The organism is Micromonospora sp. NBC_01392 (genome assembly GCF_045040125.1).
Classification (GTDB): domain Bacteria; phylum Actinomycetota; class Actinomycetes; order Mycobacteriales; family Micromonosporaceae; genus Micromonospora.
Genome location: NZ_CP109549.1, coordinates 4,574,437 through 4,590,206, shown reverse-complemented (window position 1 = coordinate 4,590,206; position 15,770 = coordinate 4,574,437). Strand labels below are relative to the sequence as shown.

Here is a 15,770-nt window from a genome sequence, read left to right as displayed (position 1 = left end):
TTTGAACGAAGTCGGCGCTGATCCGCAATAGACGGTGACGGCCGATCGGTCTGGGCCGCGGTGACGGAAGGGGACCCGAGGTGCTGGCGAAGCACTCCATCCTTGCAAGACTGCTCGTGGTGGTGATGGTCGGCTGCGCGATCCTGGCCGTGCCACGGCCCTCGGCCGCCCGGTCCGGGCCGGACACCGAGCCGTACGTGAAGTACTACGTGGTCGCGGCGCAGTACCAGGGCCAGCCGGAGAATCTCACCGAGATCGCCCGGCGGTTCCTGGGCAGCGGCGCGCGGGCCGCCGAGATCTACCAGCTCAACACCGGTCGGGTCCAGCCGGACGGGGCGCGGCTGACCGACCCGGGCACGCTGCGGGCCGGGTGGCACCTGGTGCTGCCGTGGGACGCCGCCGGTGAGGGGGTCGAGTACGGACAGTTGCCGGCCCCCCGTCGGCCGTCGGCCCGCCCCACGCCGACCCGGTCGCCGGGCGCGCGGCCGGACGGCAGCCCGTCACCGGGCGCGAGTCCCACGCCCTCCGGTACGCCCACCGGCCCCGGCCGGGACGTGAAGTGCACCGCCACCGCCGCGTCCAGCGGCCGGTCGGAGTGGGCGCAGCTACGCATGGCGGCGGACAGCGCGTGGACCCTGACCCGCGGCAACGGCGTCAAGGTGGCGGTCGTCGACACCGGCGTCGACGCCGGTCTCCAGCAGCTCAGCGGCCGGGTCGCGGTGGGCGCGGACGTCACCGTCGGTAATGGACGCGGGGACGAGGACTGCCTCGGCTCCGGCACCGCGATGGCGGGCATCATCGCCGCGGACGACAGCGTCGAGAACCGCCCGGTGGGGTTGGCGCCGGACGCCACCATCGTGCCGGTGCGGATGGTCCGGTCCTCCGGCGACGCGCGCCCGGCCGACGCCGCGACAGCCATCGAGGTGGCGGTCAGCACCGGCGCCTCGGTGGTCGCGCTCGGTTCCCGGGTCGACCTGGCCGACCCGGCGGTGGCGGCGTCGCTGGCCACCGCGCTGGAGCACGACGTGCTGGTGGTGGCGGGAGCGCCGGTCAAGCCCACCACGCTCCCGTCGCCGCGGGGCGGATCCGGCGGGTCGCTGGTGCTCACCGGCGGCGTCGGCGCGGGCGGCCAGCTCGCCGAGAAGTACGTCGACGGCTCGGTCGAGGTGGTCGCCCCCGGCATCGAGGTGGCGACGCTCGGTGTCGGTGGCGGCAAGGTGATCGGCAACACCGGCACCGAGTTCGCGGTGGCGTTCGTGGCCGGTGAGGCCGCGCTGATCCGGGCCGCCCAGCCCGACCTCAGCGCCGCGCAGGTGGAGGAGCGCATCCGCGCCACCGCCGAACCGGTGGGCGGGCAGGTCGCCGAGGGAGATCCGCGCTACGGCTCCGGCATGATCAATCCGGCGGCCTCGGTGGCCCCGTCGGTGGACGCCCAGGCCCCGGCCGCCGCGCAGGCGGGCCGGGGCGGGGGCACGCTGATCGCCGTGCTGCTGGGGTTCGCGCTGCTGTTCGGCGCGGGCGGCTTCCTGGTCTACCGGCTGCGCCGCCGCCGCTGGGCCGGCTGACCGCCACGCAGTAAGGAGGGGCCCCTTTTTAACAGACGTCTGTTAAAAAGGGGCCCCTCCTTACACCTCCGGCTAGCGCAGCGACCAGGTCTGCTTCGGGTTGAACACGCAGGTCCACGCGTTCAGCGGAGCACCCGTCCCGTGCCCGTTCACGTCCAGGCAGCGGTCCGTCTCCGGGTTGAACAGGGACCGGGTGCCCTGGTACTCGATCCACTTCCACTTCTGGGCCGGGTTGCCGCTGCACCTGGCGCTCTGCACCGGCGCGCCGTCCCGCTTCTCACCCCAGGCCACGTCCAGGCACAGCCCGTTGGCGCGGACGCTCCCGTCGGACTGGAACGTCCACCACTGCGCCCGCTCCTCCCGGCACGGCCGCAGGACCACCGGGATGCCGTCCCCGGCGCCGCCGCTGGCGCACAGCCCGGTCTCCTTGCCGACGAGCTGCTTCGCGCCGGTCGGGCGCTTCGGCGGGGCCGGCTTCTCCGGCTCGGCCGGCGGGCGGGTCGACGGCGACGCGCTGGGCCGTGGCGCGGGCGGCCTGACCGTCGGCGTCGGGCTGGGGGACCGGGGCGTGGCGGACGGGGAGGGGCTCGGGCTGGCCGGCGCCGCCGTGAGCCGCCCGTCGAGCGCGTAGAAGTCGGTGAACTCCTTCACCCGGCGCAGGAACGCCTGCGTGTCGTCGTCCAGCGCACCGCCGGTCTGGCGCACCGCGGTCGGCCCGTTCCGGTACGCGGCCAGCGCCAGCAGGCCCGGGTCGCCCTCGAGGCCGGCGAGGTCGCGACGCAGCGCGCAGAGCGCGACGCCGACCGCCGGGACGGCCACCTGCGGGTCCCACGGTGAGGCCTCCGTCGGCCCGTGTGCCCGCCACACCTCGGGCAGGAACTGGGCGATGCCCCGCCGGCCGTCGTCGCCGAGCAGGTTCGGGTCGAAACCCGACGCCGCCATGAGCTGCGCCGCCACCGCGGCGGGCGGCACCTCCGGGCACACCGAGCCGGCCCGCACCACGAGCTTGACGTAGGTCGCCGGCACCGCCTTCGGCTGTTGGCGCTCGGTGTCCGGTCGGGTGGTGCCGGAGCCGCCGAACGCGGTCAGCTCGCCGTAGTACGCCGCGTAGCGGCTGACGTCGTCGACGTAGGTGACCGCGTCGGACGGGACGCCCTTCGCCTCGCGTACCCGGTCGAGGTCGGTGTGGAACGCGGCCAGGGACAGCCGCCACGGGTCGCCGGGGATGGCGGCCAGGCGCAGTTGCCCACTGAGGTCGCACATCTGGTGGGCCAGCGCCAGGATGTTGGCGGCCGTGTCGGTGCGGTCCGCGCCCGGCCACGGCGCCCAGGACTTCCACCGGTCGTCGTCCAGGCCGGCGAAGCCGCGACCACCCGAGGTGGTCTTGCCGACGCGTCCGTCCAGGCCGGACTCGGTCATCAGCTGCCCGGCCAGCCGGGCCGGGGTCAGCGTGGGGCAGGAGCGGGCCGCGGCCCGGATAGCGGTCAGATGCTCGGCGGAGACCTTGCGGCCGGTCAGCTTGTCGTCGCGGGCCGTGGCGATGCCCCAGCTCACGGAGGCGACCACCATGAGCAGCACCGCGAGGCCGGCCGCGATGGCGGCGACGACACGACGCGGCATCCGGGCGAGCCGGGATCGGAGGCCAGGAAGATCGGGTGTCACGGGACTTCCCTTCCGGTGATGACGTCGTCAGGCGTGACGGATGCGCGACGTCCTCGGTTCACCCGACCGGAATCATTCCGATTCCAGTCCGGCCGCCATTGAACCGAGCGGCGCACCGGGCCGTCAACGTGGACGGCGCCGGACGGACCGATTTCCGCCGCCGGACACCGTCGGACCGTCGATCGGAGTGCTCGATGTGGACTCGCCACCATTCGTCCGACGCGGGGCTGACCAGCGTCGTCGTGGGCGGGGCCGGCCCGCGCCGGGTCGTCGTCCGTCGGTCGGAGCGCGTCCGGTGAGCACCGCCACCCTGGTCGCGGTCCGCCGGTCGGCGACGGCGTCCGATGAGTACGGTTATCCTTCTCCCTCAGAAGGGTCCGGTGCCGTGGCGCCGGGCCGGCCGGGCGGGCACGCCCGACACGTCAGGGGGAGGCGTTCTGTGTCGGCGGTGCCCAACGAGGCGGTGGAGCCCGGAGTTCCGGGCGAGGCCGTCGGCCAGGGTTCCCCCGAGAGCCTGATGCGGTGGATCCACGAGCAGTACCGTGAGCCGCTGCTGCGCTTCGTGACCCGCCTGGTGCTCGGCCGGCAGGAGCTGGCCGAGGATCTCGTGCAGGAGACGTTCCTGCGGGCCTGGCGCAACCTCGGCACGCTGGCCGAGGAGCCGCGCCGGATCGCCCCCTGGCTCTACACCGTCGCCCGGCACGTGGCCGTCGACGCCGGCCGGGCCCGGCAGGCCCGGCCGCCCGAGGTCGCCGTGCCGGACCTCAACCGGCTCACCTCGGCCGACGACGAGATGGACCGGGTGGTCACCGCCCACACCGTCCGTCTGGCGCTGCGGCAGATCAAACCGGAGCACCGGGCGGTCCTGATCGAGATGTACTACAAGGGCGCCTCGGTCGCGGAGGCGGCGGAGCGGCTCGGGATACCCGAGGGTACGGTAAAGTCCCGGACGTACTACGCGGTGCGGGCGCTGCACGCGGCGATCGGCCCGATCGAGTCGGCCTGATGTCACGTCCCAGCGGCTCCTCGTCCGATCCCGGCACCGACGCGGTGACCCGGGTCGTCGTTCCGGCGCACCCTTCGTCGGGTCGGGAAGGGGGGCGTGATGCGCACCGGCGGTGAACACCCCACGTCCGCGCACGAGGCGCTCGCGCTCTACCTGCTCGGCGCGCTCGACGAGACCGACCGCGTCGCCTTCGAGGCGCACCTCGCCGGCTGCGACGAGTGCCTTTCCGCCGCCGCCGACCTGGGTGGCGTGACCAGCGGGCTCGGCGCGCTCGACGCGGCCGACTGGGCCGAGTTCGACGTCCCGCCGGCCGCGGTCCTGCCGCCGGCCTCCGTGCTGCCCCCGCGGGCCGTCCCGGCCGTGCGCCCCGACCCGGCGTCCACCGCCGTCGAGCCGGCTGTCCCCGACCCGGCCGTCCCCGACCCCGCTGTCCCCGAACCGGCTGTCCCCGACCCCACCATCCCCGACCCGGCCGTCGCCGGGGAGCCGGCCGCGCCCGTCGTTCGGGAATCGGCCGCGCCGGTCGCCGGGGAGCCGACCGCGCCCGTCGTCGGGGAGCCGGCCGCGCCCGTCGTCGGGGAGCCGGCCGTGCCGGTCGCCGGTGGACCCGTCGTACCGGAATCCCTGTGGGACGCCGGTGCGCGGCCGGCGTCGCCCGCCGTACCCCGCTCCGGGCCGGACCCGGACGGCCCGACCGCGCCGGACGGCGGGCCGGTGCCGGCGGGCCGGCGGTCCGTGCGGCCCGGCCGAGGGCCCGGCGGCACGACCGGACCGGCGCCGTCGTCCGGTCGCCGCTCCCGCCCCGGCGACGGCCGCTCCCGGCCGCTCTCCGCCCGGCGCCGGTTGCTGCTCTGGGGTGGGGCGGTGGCGCTGGCGCTCGCGGTGCTCACCGGTGGGATCGTGGCCGCTGTCGGCGGCGGCGGGGGCCGCGACGACCTGGTGCTGACCGCCACCGGCGAGGCGCCCGGCCAGGGCGTCAGCCTCTCCGTGTCGATCACCACCCACGAGGGCCAGGGCTCCACGATCCGGATCACCGCGACCGGGCTGCGGCCCGGCCTGCGCTACCGGCTCTTCGCGGTGACCCGGGACGGCGTCACCCACCCCGTCCGCGACTGGACCGCCTCGGCCGGTCCGCAGGAGGTGACCGGGGAGCTGTCGCCGTCGGTCGACGACCTCTCCTTCGTCGGCGTGGGCCGGCCGGACGGCACCTCCGTGGTGACCGCGCCGATCTCCCGCTGACCGCCACCCCTCCGATCCGCGCCGACTCCGGTTGAACCGGAAGCCCGCCCGCGCCGTCGTGTGGCCGTGCGCCTGCCGCACTCGTCGGGGGACGTGACGCGTCCCCGCGTCAGGCCGAGGGAGGGCTACATGGCAGTGAACACCGGATCGTCGACCCGCGGGCGGCCGACGCGCAGGAGGTCCGCCCTGCTCGCCGTCGTGTTGCTCGGGTCGGCGCTGATCGTGGGCGTGCCGGGCGGCACGGCGACCGCTGCCACCGGGGAGCGGGTGACGTTCGTCAACGGCACCGCGGAGACGCTGTGGATCGGCGCGGGGGAGAGCGGGGACGGCTCGCGGCCGATCACCGGCCTGCCCACCCTGCGTCCGGGCGAGAAGAGCACCATCGTCATCCCGGACGCCGGCGAGCCGGGCCACTGGCGGGGCCGGTTCTTCGCCCGCCAGCGCTGCGACGGCGACCCGAACGGGTCGTTCCGCTGCCTGGTCGGTGACTGCGGCGCGTTCGCCGACCGGTGCGAACGGGGCGCGGAGCCGGTGAGCCTGGCCGAGTTCAACTTCGACCGGAACAACGCCGCCGCGCCCTGGTACAACGTCAGCTACGTCGACGCGGTCTCCACCACGATCACGATCGACGCGCCCGGCGCCCCGAGGCCGGAGACGGCGGGCAGTTGCGCGCGGTGGGACTGCTCCGCCGGCCAGCTCCTCGCCGCCTGCCCGGAGGCGCACGCCGTCCGGGACCCGGCCCGGGGCGACCGGATCAACTGCGTCAACCCGAACCGGGACGCGGAGAGCGCGTACACCGCCGCGCTGCTCCCGTTCGGCCCGCGCGCCTACCTGTGGTCCACCCACGACCGGGTCGCCGGCAACGAGACGGTCTACAACTGTCCGGGCTGCGCGGAGGTCGTGGTGACGTTCCGCAGCGGTGGGGACGCGCCGGCGCCGGCGCCGAAGCGTACGGTCGTCCGCCCCACCTCCGGCTTCGCGCTGCGCGGGTACGCGGACAAGTGCGTCGACGTGCCGGGCGGCGAGTCGGCCGACGGGGTGCGGTTGCAGCTCTGGCACTGCAACGGCACCCCGGCCCAACGCTTCACCCGTGGCCCCGGCGACACGTTGACGGTGCTGGACAAGTGCATGGACGTGGCGTGGGCGTCCCGGGACAACGCGGCCAAGGTGCAGCTCGCGTGGTGCAACGGCGGGCCGGCGCAGGTCTGGGTGGCCGAGGGCGGGCTGCTGCGCAATCCGCACTCCGGCAAGTGCCTCGACGTGCGCGACTGGAACTCCGACGACGGCGCGCCGCTGCAGATCTGGGAGTGCGCCGCCAGCCAGAGCAACCAGAACTGGCGCGAGACCGCCCGCTGATCCGACCGGCCCCGGGACGGGCCCGGGTGCTTCGGCGCCCGGGCCCGTCGTTTCCCCGCCGTGCGGTCATCGGGCCCGCCCGACCGGTGGGGCCGGGCCGGGGACGGGCTCCGGAAAAAACCTGGGATCCGCGCTGAACCGGGTGGGCGGTCGCGTCGTAGTGCGGCCGGCAGACGCGACGCGAGCAACGAGGGAGGCGAGACGGACGATGAGCCAGCCGGTGATGCTGCGGCGACCAGCCGAGCGCGACGAGCGTCCGGCCCGACACCGCGACGTCCTCTCCGACCAGGGCATCGGCTGGATCGGCGCGCACGGCGGCGCCGGCGCCAGCACCCTCACCCGGCTGCTCGGCGGCACCGACGTCGGGTGCCGGTGGCCGGACCCGGCGATCGGCGAACCGGCCCGGGTCGCGGTGGTCGGCCGGACCGGTCTGGACGGTCTGCGGGCGGTCTCCCGCGCGTTGAACGCGATGCGGGAGGGCCGGCACCCGGCCGGGATGTGGCTGGTGGGGGTGGTGCTGATCGCCGACGCCCCGGGCCGGCTGCCGGCGCCGCTGCTCGGCCGGATCCGGCTGCTGCGCGCGATCGCCCCGGTGCACCGGGTGCCGTGGATCGCGTCGTACCGGGTGGGGGTGGAGCCGAAGCAGTTGCCCCGCCAACTGGCCCGGCTGGCCGCCCTGGCGGAGGCCCGGCCGGGACGGGGGACGCGGTGACCCGGCCGATGCGGTCCGGGCCGGTCCTGGTCGCCCTGGTCCTGGCGCTGCTCGCCCTCGCCCCGCCGACGGCGGCGGTGGCCGCGGGCAGCTACACGGTGACCGTCGACGGCGGCGGCGCCGCGTTCCTCTACAAGATCTGCCTGAAGACCACCACCACGGTGAACACCTACCCGGCCGGGCACGGCGACCGGGTCTGCTCGGGCAAGAAGGGCTCGACCGACGGCTCGTTCGACCTGACCGCCGAGTACACCGACGGGGACACGGTCTGGATGGACGTCGAGATGCTCGTGGACCTGAGCGGCCACTCGCGGACCAAGGACAACGTGGAGATCACCGGATCCCACTCGTGCACGCTCAAGGGCGCCCTGTACGCGGGCAAGTTCACGTGCGAGAACGCGATCAACAAGAAGAGCTTCAGCACCCCGCCGATCGCGCCGTACGAGGTGGACGTCGACGACGCCGAAGCGCCGGTCGTGCAGCTGCTCACGCTGATGGCGTGGTGTGTGAGCGCCGCCGCCGTGGTCGGCCTGCTGCTGACCGGCATGACGTTGGCGTCGCAGTTGCGGCGCGGCGCGCTGGAGGAGCGGACCGAGTACACCAAGCAGATCGCGTTCGTGATGGCGGCGTGCCTGCTCGCGACCACCGCCGGACCGATCGTCGAAGCGCTCGGGTTCAGCCAGTGACCACCCGACCCGACCGGCCACCGGCCGGCTGACCGACCCCTCCCTGACATCGAAGGAGCACCCATGGCCCTCTCCGACATCTACTACAGCGGGCTGGTACGGATCCCGGTCGGGTTCCGCTTCCGTCTCGAGCCCGACCCCGAGTCGTCCGGCGGCGGGGTACCGCAGCCGTCCACCGGCGGCAACTCGGTGCCCGGGCAGCTCGCCACGAAGGTCGAGCAGGCGCTCGGCCTGGTCGCCTGGGCGGGCACCGCCGCCGGCGTCCTCGGCGTGCTGATCACCGGCGCGGTGATGGCCATCTCGCACAAGCGGGGCGAGAGCTCGGAGCACATGAGCCGGCTGGGCATGGTGCTGGGCGGCTGCATCCTGGTCGCCACCGCGGGCCCGATCGTGAGCTGGGTCTTCGGCACCGGCGGCCAGGGCGAGGGGAACTGACCGTGCGCTCACGACACGCGTCCGAGCCGGTGGAGGGCGGGCCGTTCTGGCGGCAACGCCGGTGGCAGGTGTCGGCGGCCTTCGTCGTGCTGGCCCTCTGCGCCGGCGTCGGCGCGGCGGTCTACGGCGGCGGGGACGACGCCACCCGGGCCGCGCCCGCGACCGGGCCGGTGATCGGCGGTCTCGGGCCGGACGGGTCGCGACCGCAGGGCTGCCGCACCGTGGACACCGCGCAGCAGATCCCGGTCGAGGCGCCGGACGACGTCACCTGGCGGCCGGTCAACGGGGCGCAGACGCCGTTCTCCGCCTCGGCCGGGCCGCTGCGCACCACCGGGCCGCTGCGCTGGTGCTTCGCGCACACCCCGATGGGCGCGGTGCTGGCGGTGCACACGATCTCCCGCCAGATGAGCGGTCCGGACTGGCGTACGGTCAGCCGGCAGCAGCTCGTGCCCGGGCTCGGGCGGGACTACTTCGACGCCATGCGCGAGTCGCTGGAGGAGGGCGGCCCGCCGCAGACCTCCAACCGGCTGGCCGGGTTCCTGGTGGTGCGCTACACGCCCCGCACGGCGGTGGTCCGGGTGCTGGTCCGGCAGGCGACCGCGCGGTACTTCTCGGTCGACTACACGGCGGACTGGAACGACGTCGACTGGCGACTGCGCCCGTTGACCTCCGGCGGCCTGTACGGGCCGGTCACCGCGGTCGTGTCGCTGACCGGCTTCGTGCTGTGGCGGGGGGTCGGCGATGGCTGAGTGCGCGACCGGCGACGCCGTCTACATCGGGGAGATCGGGCAGGTCGTCGGCTTCTTCGAGCGCGGGATCGACGGCATCCTCAGTGACATCGCGGGCGCCATCCTGGGCGCGGCGGTGGAGTTGTTCGCCAACCTCGGCGACGTGCCGACGCTCGGCGACGAGACGATCAACAACCAGATCCATCTGCAGACCAACTGGCTCGTGGTGTCCATCGCGGTGGCGTCGTTGCTGGCCGCGGCGTTCCGGATGGCGTTGCTGCGCCGGGGGCAGGCGCTCTGGACGGCACTGCTGGGCCTGGTCCGGATGGTGCTCACGGTGGGCGCCGCCTGGACCGTGCTCAACCTGCTCGCCACCGAGGCCGACCGCTACAGCGACCACCTGTACGACCAGGGCATCAAGGCGCAGCTCAAGCTGATCGCCAACTGCGGGACCGACGGGCTGACCGCGTTCCTGCTGATCATCATCGGGTTGCTGCTGCTGGTCGCCGGCTGCATCCACGTGATCCTGATGTATCTGCGGCTCGGCGCGATGGTGCTGCTCACCGGCACGCTGCCGCTGGCCGCCGCCGCGTCGATGACCGAGTCGGGCGGCGGGTGGTGGCGCAAGCACATCGCCTGGATGGTGGCCTGGCTGGCGTTCAAACCGGTGGTCGGTCTGATCATGTACTCCGGGGCCGCCATGATCGGCTCGGTCGACGGTGACGCCAAGCACTACAAGCTGGCCGGGGCCGCCATCCTGCTGATGGCCGCCGTCGCGCTGCCCGCGCTGATGCGGCTGGTCGTACCGGCCATGGCGGCCCTGGGTTCGGGCGACGGCGTGGGCGCCGGCATCGGCGCCGGCGCGGCGGCGGCGGGCGCCGTGGCGAGCGGGGCCAGGCGGATCGCCGGCGGCGGTCACGGCGGCGGCGCGGCCCGGACGCCGGGCGGTGGCGGTGGCGGCTCACCCTCCGGCGCGGCCCGGGGCGGCGGCGGGTCGGGGTCCGGCGGGGCGTCGAAGACCGGCGGGGCGTCCAGGGCCGGCGGGGCCGCGACGTCCGGCGGCGGGTCCGCCGGCGGCGGTGGCGGGTCAGGCAGCAGCGGTGGCGGTTCGGCGTCCGGCGGGCAGCCCTCGTCCGGCGGTGGCGCCCCGGCGCCCGAGAACGCGTCACCGTCCGGCGGCGGTTCGTCCGGAGGCGGCGGACGCAGCGTCGTGTCGACGGCCGGGCGGGTCGTCGGCGGCGCGGTCGGCGCCGCCGCCTGGACCGCGCAGAAGAGCGCCGGCGCCCTCGCCGGCACCCACCGGCACGCCGCCGGCATCGCCGGGGGAGCGCTGCCGCAATCCGACCGACAGTAGGCCGGCCCAGGAGGACGAGCATGAGCACGGCAACCGAACAGATCAAGACACCGACGTACGGCAACTGGCGCCGTCCCCGCAAGGCCGGCCTGGGCTCGCTGGGCCTGATCGGGACCTTCGGCCTCTTCGGCGGTCTCGTGGTGGTCCTGATCGCGTCCATGATCTCGCTGGACGCGGCCCTGGTGGTGGGGCTCCCGTTCGCGCTGGTGCTGGCGCCGTTGGCGATCCGCACCCAGGACGGTCGCAACGTCTTCCAGATGGCCGGCGTCCGGGTCGGGTGGATGCGCCGCCGGTCCAAGCGGCAGCACCTCTACGTCTCCGGACCGCTGTCGACCCGGCCCGGTGGCCGGTTCCGCCCGCCCGGGCTGCTGAGCCGGGTGACCATGCTGGAGGGACGCGACCCGTACGACCGGCCGTTCGGCGTGCTGCACCACCGCAACCGGCACCAGTACACGATCGTGCTGAGCTGCGAGCCGGACGGCGGGTCGCTCGTCGACCCGGACCAGGTCGACACGTGGGTGGCGCTGTGGGGGGAGTGGCTGTCCCGGCTGGCGCACGAGCCGGGGCTGCGTGGCGCGTCGGTGGTGGTGGAGACCGCCCCCGACCCGGGCACCCGGCTCGCCACCGAGGTGCTGGGCCGGCTCTCCCCGAACGCGCCGCCCGCCGCCCGGGCGGTGATGGAGGAGGTGGTGCGCTCCTACCCGGACGCGTCCTCGGAGATGAACACCTACCTGACGCTCACCTACTCGGCGCCGGGCGGCGGCCGGCGCGACGACGACGCCATGCTCGCCGACCTGGCGCTGCGGTTGCAGGGGGTGCTCAACGGGCTGGTGGCGGCCGGCGGGGGCTCGGCGGAGCCGCTGTCGGCGGAACGGATCGCCGAGGTCGTCCGCGTCGCGTACGACCCGGCCGCCGCGGCCGAGGTGCTCGACGTACGCGCCCAGCACGGCGGCACCGGCCTGGAGTGGGACGACGCCGGGCCGGCCGCCACGGTCGAGACGGTCACCGCGTACCAGCACGACTCCGGGGTGTCCCGGAGCTGGCTGCTGACCATGGCGCCGCGCGGCGTGGTGCGCTCCGGGATCCTGCGCAGCCTGCTCGACCCGGCCGCCGGCATCCGCCGCAAGCGGGTGGCCCTGGTCTACCGCCCGATCGACCCGGCGACCTCCGCCCGGATCGTCGAGTCCGACCGCCGGTCCGCCCAGTTCATGGCGAACTCGACCAAGGGCCTGGTCCGCGCCCGGGCGGTCGCGGAGATCCAGGCGGCCGAGCAGACCGCGGCGGAGGAGGCCTCGGGCGCCGGTCTGGTGGAGTTCTCGATGCTGGTGACCCTGACCGTCGACTCGGTCGCCGAGGTGCGCGACGCGAACGTGACCATGCGGAACCTGCTCGGCGCGACCCGGATCGCGATGCGACCGGCGGACCGGTTGCAGGCCGCGGCGTTCACCTGCGCGCTTCCGGTCGGCATCCTGCCCTGGGAGCAGTCGATCGTCCCGCAGGACCTTCAGGAGGCGTTGTGACGGCCGGGGTGGGCGCGGACGGCGCGCGGGTGCTGGATCTCGGCGCGGGCTGGCCACGGGGGACGTCCGGGCCGGTCACCGCGATGTCCGGCCTGGTGGTGCCGCCCGTGGAGGCGCAGGACCGGGAGCCCGACGAGACCGGCGAGCAGACCCCGCGGGCGCTGCGGCGGGCGCGCCGGCGGCGGGCCGCGGAGGAGGCGGCCGAGCACCGGTACCGGCAGCGGCTGGCCCGGATGGACCGCGTCGACGCGGTGCCGCACCGCGGTTCGCCCGAGCTGGGTGGCGGCCGGGTGGCCACGCTGGACCCGCCGGCCATGTGGCGGGCCACCACGGTGCAGGCGTGCGGGCTCTGGCCGTTCGCCTCCGGCTCGGGCGCGCCGATGACCGGCGTCCCGCTCGGCCAGCACATCAGCACCGGCGCCACGGTCTGCGGGGACCCGCTCAACTGGTTCACCCGGGCGCGGTACATCTCCAACCCGTCGCTGTTCATGCTCGGCATGCCGGGTCTCGGCAAGTCGACGCTGATCAACCGGATGCTGATCGGCCTGGCCGGGCAGGGCGTCGTCCCGCTGGTGCTCGGCGATCTCAAGCCCGACTACGCGGACACCGTCCGCGCGCTCGGTGGGCAGGTCATCTCCATCGCCCGGGGCGTCGGCGGGCTCAACGTGCTCGACCCGGGCGCGATGGGCGCGGCGGCGGCGCGGATCGGCGGGCAGGCCGGCGAGGCGCTGTCCGCCGAGTCCCACGGCCGGGTGCTGAACATGGTGGCCGCCCTGCTGACCATCGTGCGGGGCGCGCCGATCAGCGACCACGAGCAGTCGGTGCTCTCGGCCTGCCTGCGACACCTGCGCGAGCGCACCGCGCCGGGCCGGACGTACCGGCTGCCGGACCTGCTCGCGGTGCTGGAGGCCGGGCCGCCGCAGGTCCGGCAGGTCACGCTGGACCGGGGGCAGGAGTCCCGGTACCGGGACGCGGTGGACCCGCTGCACCGGTCGCTGCTCGGCATCGTGGACGGCCCGCTGGGCGACACGTTCGCGTCGGAGACGGCGACCCGGATCGACCCGGACGCCACCGCGGTCTGCATCGACATCTCCCGCATCGGCGAGGCGGACGGGCAGTTGACCGCCGCCGCGATGCTCGCCGCCTGGTCGGACGGCCTGGGCACGGTGTCCGCGTCGCACGCCCTCGCCGACGCGGGCCTGGCGCCCCGGCGCTGGTTCTTCACCGTCCTGGACGAACTGTGGCGCCCGCTGCGGGCGGCCTCCGGCATCGTCGACCGGATCGACGCGCTGACCCGGCTGAACCGCTCGCTCGGTCTGGCCGACGCGAAGATCACCCACACGTTGAAGGACGCCGAGGCGCTGGGCAGCGAGGCGGACAAGGCCAAGGCGCGCGGGTTCGTCGAGCGGGCCGGCATGGTCGCCTGCGCCGGGCTGCCGAGGGCGGAGATGGAGGAGTTGGCCCGCGTGGTCGGGCTGTCCCGGCGCGAGATCGAGCTGGTCTCGTCCTGGTCCTCGCCGGCCGGCTGGGCCCAGGACGGTGGCAACGAGGAACCGCCCGGCCGGGGCCGCTTCCTGATCAAGGTCGGTGGGCGGCCCGGCATCCCGATCCGGGTCGCGATCACCGACGCCGAGCGGCACCTGCACGACACGAACACGCGGTGGATCGCCAACGGCGACGCGGACCGGATGCGCGCCGAGCGGGACGCGGTGGTGCGGGCCGTCACGGCCGGCTCCCGGCCCGACCTGGAGCACCGGTGAAGCGCGGCGGCGGCGGGGACCACCTGGCCTGGCTGGTCCCCGTGCTCGCGTTGATCAACCTCACCGCCTTCGCCCTGCTCTGGCTCGGTGGCACGCTCGCCGCCGCGGTGGGCGGCTACGGCTGGCGCCCGCCGCCGTTCCGCCTCGACGTCTACCTGAGCCTGCTCGGCGGTGACGCCGGGGCGGTGTGGCCGGGCGTGCCGTCGGCCCTGGTGTACGGCGGCGCGGCCGGGCTGGTCCCGTTCGCCGCCGTCCCGGTGGTCGCGGCCACCCGCGCCGTGGTCCGCCGGCTGGGCCGGTCGGCGAACCTCGCCGGTGCGGCCGACCTGCGGACCATGACGGGCAAGGCGGCCGAGGCCCGGGCCCGGGAACTGCGCCCGTCGCTGCGGGACGTGCCCCGACTGCGCCCCGACGACACCGGCAACCTGCTCGGTGACCTGCTGCCGTCGGGCCCCGAGCTGCGGTCCTCCTACGAGGACGTGGAACTCGACCTGATGGCGCCGCGTTCCGGGAAGTCCACCGGGATCGCCATCCCACGGGTGCTGCGCGCGCCCGGCGCGGTGCTGCTGACGTCCAACAAGTCGGACGTCTACCTGGTCACCCGGCAGGAGCGGGCCCGGATCGGCCGGGTGTGGACGTTCGACCCGCAGGGCATCGCGTACACCGAGCGGGCGATGTGGTGGGACATGCTCGGCGGCTGCCACAACCCGGAGGGCGCGCGGCGGCTCGCCGGTCACTTCGTCAGCTCGGTCAACGACGACGCGTCGAAGCGGGACTTCTGGACCGCCGCGGCGCAGAACACGCTGACCGCGCTCCTCCTGGCCGCCGCGCGCGGCGGCGTGCCGGTCGTCGAGATGCTGGCCTGGCTCGCCGACCCGGCCGACCGTAGTCCCATCGACCTGCTCCGCGACGCCGGGCTGACCGCCATGGCCGACCAGCTCCAGGGCACCGTACGCGGGGCGGTGGAGACCCGCGACGGCATCTACGAGACGGCCCGACAGTGCGTGGCCTGCCTGCTCGACCCGGAGATCCTGGCCTGGGTCAGCCCGGACCCGGACCGCCCGGAGTTCGTCCCGGCGGAGCACGTGCTCGGCCGGGACACGCTCTACCTGCTGTCCAAGGACGGCGGCGGGTCCGCCGCCGGGGTGATCGCCGGGCTGGCGGACGCCGTGGTCCGGGCCGGCGTGGTGGCCGCCGAACGGATGGGCGGCCGGTTGGACCCGCCGATGACCGCCGTGCTGGACGAGGCGGCGAACGTGTGCCGCATCGCCGACCTGCCCGACCTCTACAGCCATCTCGGCTCCCGCGGCGTCAGCGTGGTGACGCTGTTGCAGAGCTACCGGCAGGGGGTGCGGGTCTGGGGCGAGGCGGGGATGGACGCGTTGTGGAGCGCCGCCACGGTCAAGCTGCTGGGCGCCGGGCTGGACGACGCCGACTTCGTGGACAAGGTCGCCCGCCTCGTCGGCCAGCACGACGTGCGTACCCCGACCTACTCCCGGTCCCGCGACGGCGGCAGCCGGTCGGTGTCGTACCGGCAGGAGCAGGTGCTGCCGGCGGACCGGATCCGGGCGCTGCCGAAGGGCACCGCGCTGCTGCTGGCGACCGGCGTGCGGCCGGCGGTGATCCGGTTGCGTCCCTGGTACAAGGAGCCGGACGCGGCGCCGATCGCGGCGGCGGCGGAGGCCGAGGCGCGGGCGGTCACCGAGCGGGCGTCGGCGGCCTGGCACCAGCGGGCCGGGTGACGGCC

13 protein-coding genes are annotated in these 15,770 nt (G+C 75.1%); 12 read left to right on the top strand and 1 reads right to left on the bottom strand.

The genetic code is table 11. The features are described 5' to 3' along the window. Window positions 1-80: 80 nt before the first annotated feature. Window positions 81-1,565 carry a S8 family serine peptidase gene (locus tag OG767_RS20020; protein ID WP_405089954.1) on the top strand — a complete coding sequence of 495 codons (1,485 nt, stop codon included), beginning with the start codon at window positions 81-83 and terminating at the stop codon, window positions 1,563-1,565. 72 nt (window positions 1,566-1,637) lie between these two features. Here OG767_RS20020 and OG767_RS20015 read toward each other — a convergent pair whose 3' ends face one another. Further along, complete coding sequence (locus OG767_RS20015; RefSeq protein WP_405089953.1) at window positions 1,638-3,185, bottom strand: ricin-type beta-trefoil lectin domain protein; 1,548 nt, start codon at window positions 3,183-3,185, stop codon at window positions 1,638-1,640. A gap of 481 nt (window positions 3,186-3,666) precedes the next feature. Between OG767_RS20015 and OG767_RS20010 the strand changes: the two genes are divergently transcribed. The 11 genes from OG767_RS20010 to OG767_RS19960 all read left to right on the top strand — a co-directional run bounded on the left by OG767_RS20010 (window position 3,667) and on the right by OG767_RS19960 (window position 15,765). Continuing rightward, the gene (locus tag OG767_RS20010; RefSeq protein ID WP_281942276.1) at window positions 3,667-4,233 is read left to right on the top strand and encodes a sigma-70 family RNA polymerase sigma factor; all 567 of its coding nucleotides are present in this window, start codon (window positions 3,667-3,669) and stop codon (window positions 4,231-4,233) included. Between the two features lie 99 nt (window positions 4,234-4,332). Further along, window positions 4,333-5,472, top strand: a complete 1,140-nt coding sequence (locus tag OG767_RS20005) for a zf-HC2 domain-containing protein (RefSeq protein WP_405089952.1) — start codon at window positions 4,333-4,335, stop codon at window positions 5,470-5,472. Window positions 5,473-5,601: 129 nt separating this feature from the next. Beyond that, window positions 5,602-6,828, top strand: coding sequence for a ricin-type beta-trefoil lectin domain protein (locus tag OG767_RS20000; protein WP_405089951.1), 1,227 nt, complete (start codon window positions 5,602-5,604; stop codon window positions 6,826-6,828). A 208-nt stretch (window positions 6,829-7,036) separates the two neighbouring features. Then, on the top strand, window positions 7,037-7,540 hold the full coding sequence (locus OG767_RS19995; RefSeq protein WP_405089950.1) for a hypothetical protein: 504 nt from the start codon (window positions 7,037-7,039) through the stop codon (window positions 7,538-7,540). Next, window positions 7,537-8,226 (top strand): hypothetical protein, encoded by a 690-nt coding sequence (locus OG767_RS19990; protein WP_405089949.1) that lies wholly within the window; start codon window positions 7,537-7,539, stop codon window positions 8,224-8,226. The genes OG767_RS19995 and OG767_RS19990 overlap by 4 nt, the downstream gene beginning before the upstream one ends. A 63-nt stretch (window positions 8,227-8,289) precedes the next feature. After that, window positions 8,290-8,661 (top strand): hypothetical protein, encoded by a 372-nt coding sequence (locus OG767_RS19985; RefSeq protein WP_405089948.1) that lies wholly within the window; start codon window positions 8,290-8,292, stop codon window positions 8,659-8,661. A gap of 2 nt (window positions 8,662-8,663) precedes the next feature. Continuing rightward, window positions 8,664-9,410: a hypothetical protein gene (locus OG767_RS19980; RefSeq protein WP_405089947.1), complete on the top strand. Its 747-nt coding sequence runs from the start codon at window positions 8,664-8,666 to the stop codon at window positions 9,408-9,410. Then, window positions 9,403-10,743 carry a hypothetical protein gene (locus OG767_RS19975; protein WP_405089946.1) on the top strand — a complete coding sequence of 447 codons (1,341 nt, stop codon included), beginning with the start codon at window positions 9,403-9,405 and terminating at the stop codon, window positions 10,741-10,743. Before OG767_RS19980 ends, OG767_RS19975 begins: the two co-directional genes overlap by 8 nt. 20 nt (window positions 10,744-10,763) lie before the next feature. After that, complete coding sequence (locus tag OG767_RS19970) at window positions 10,764-12,263, top strand: SCO6880 family protein (protein ID WP_405089945.1); 1,500 nt, start codon at window positions 10,764-10,766, stop codon at window positions 12,261-12,263. Then, entirely contained in the window at window positions 12,260-14,023 is a 1,764-nt protein-coding gene (locus OG767_RS19965) for an ATP/GTP-binding protein (protein ID WP_405089944.1), read from the top strand. The genes OG767_RS19970 and OG767_RS19965 overlap by 4 nt, the downstream gene beginning before the upstream one ends. Next, window positions 14,020-15,765 (top strand): TraM recognition domain-containing protein, encoded by a 1,746-nt coding sequence (locus tag OG767_RS19960; RefSeq protein WP_405089943.1) that lies wholly within the window; start codon window positions 14,020-14,022, stop codon window positions 15,763-15,765. The genes OG767_RS19965 and OG767_RS19960 overlap by 4 nt, the downstream gene beginning before the upstream one ends. Window positions 15,766-15,770: the final 5 nt, after the last annotated feature.

Excerpts from the sequence above, each read along its gene's own strand:
- OG767_RS19975 (WP_405089946.1), top strand. The coding sequence starts at position 9,403 with ATGGCTGAGTGCGCGACCGGCGACGCCGTCTACATCGGGGAGATCGGG.
- OG767_RS20005 (WP_405089952.1), top strand. The coding sequence starts at position 4,333 with ATGCGCACCGGCGGTGAACACCCCACGTCCGCGCACGAGGCGCTCGCG.
- OG767_RS20015 (WP_405089953.1), bottom strand. The coding sequence starts at position 3,185 with ATGCCGCGTCGTGTCGTCGCCGCCATCGCGGCCGGCCTCGCGGTGCTG.
- OG767_RS19985 (WP_405089948.1), top strand. The coding sequence starts at position 8,290 with ATGGCCCTCTCCGACATCTACTACAGCGGGCTGGTACGGATCCCGGTC.
- OG767_RS19970 (WP_405089945.1), top strand. The coding sequence starts at position 10,764 with ATGAGCACGGCAACCGAACAGATCAAGACACCGACGTACGGCAACTGG.
- OG767_RS20000 (WP_405089951.1), top strand. The coding sequence starts at position 5,602 with ATGGCAGTGAACACCGGATCGTCGACCCGCGGGCGGCCGACGCGCAGG.
- OG767_RS19995 (WP_405089950.1), top strand. The coding sequence starts at position 7,037 with ATGAGCCAGCCGGTGATGCTGCGGCGACCAGCCGAGCGCGACGAGCGT.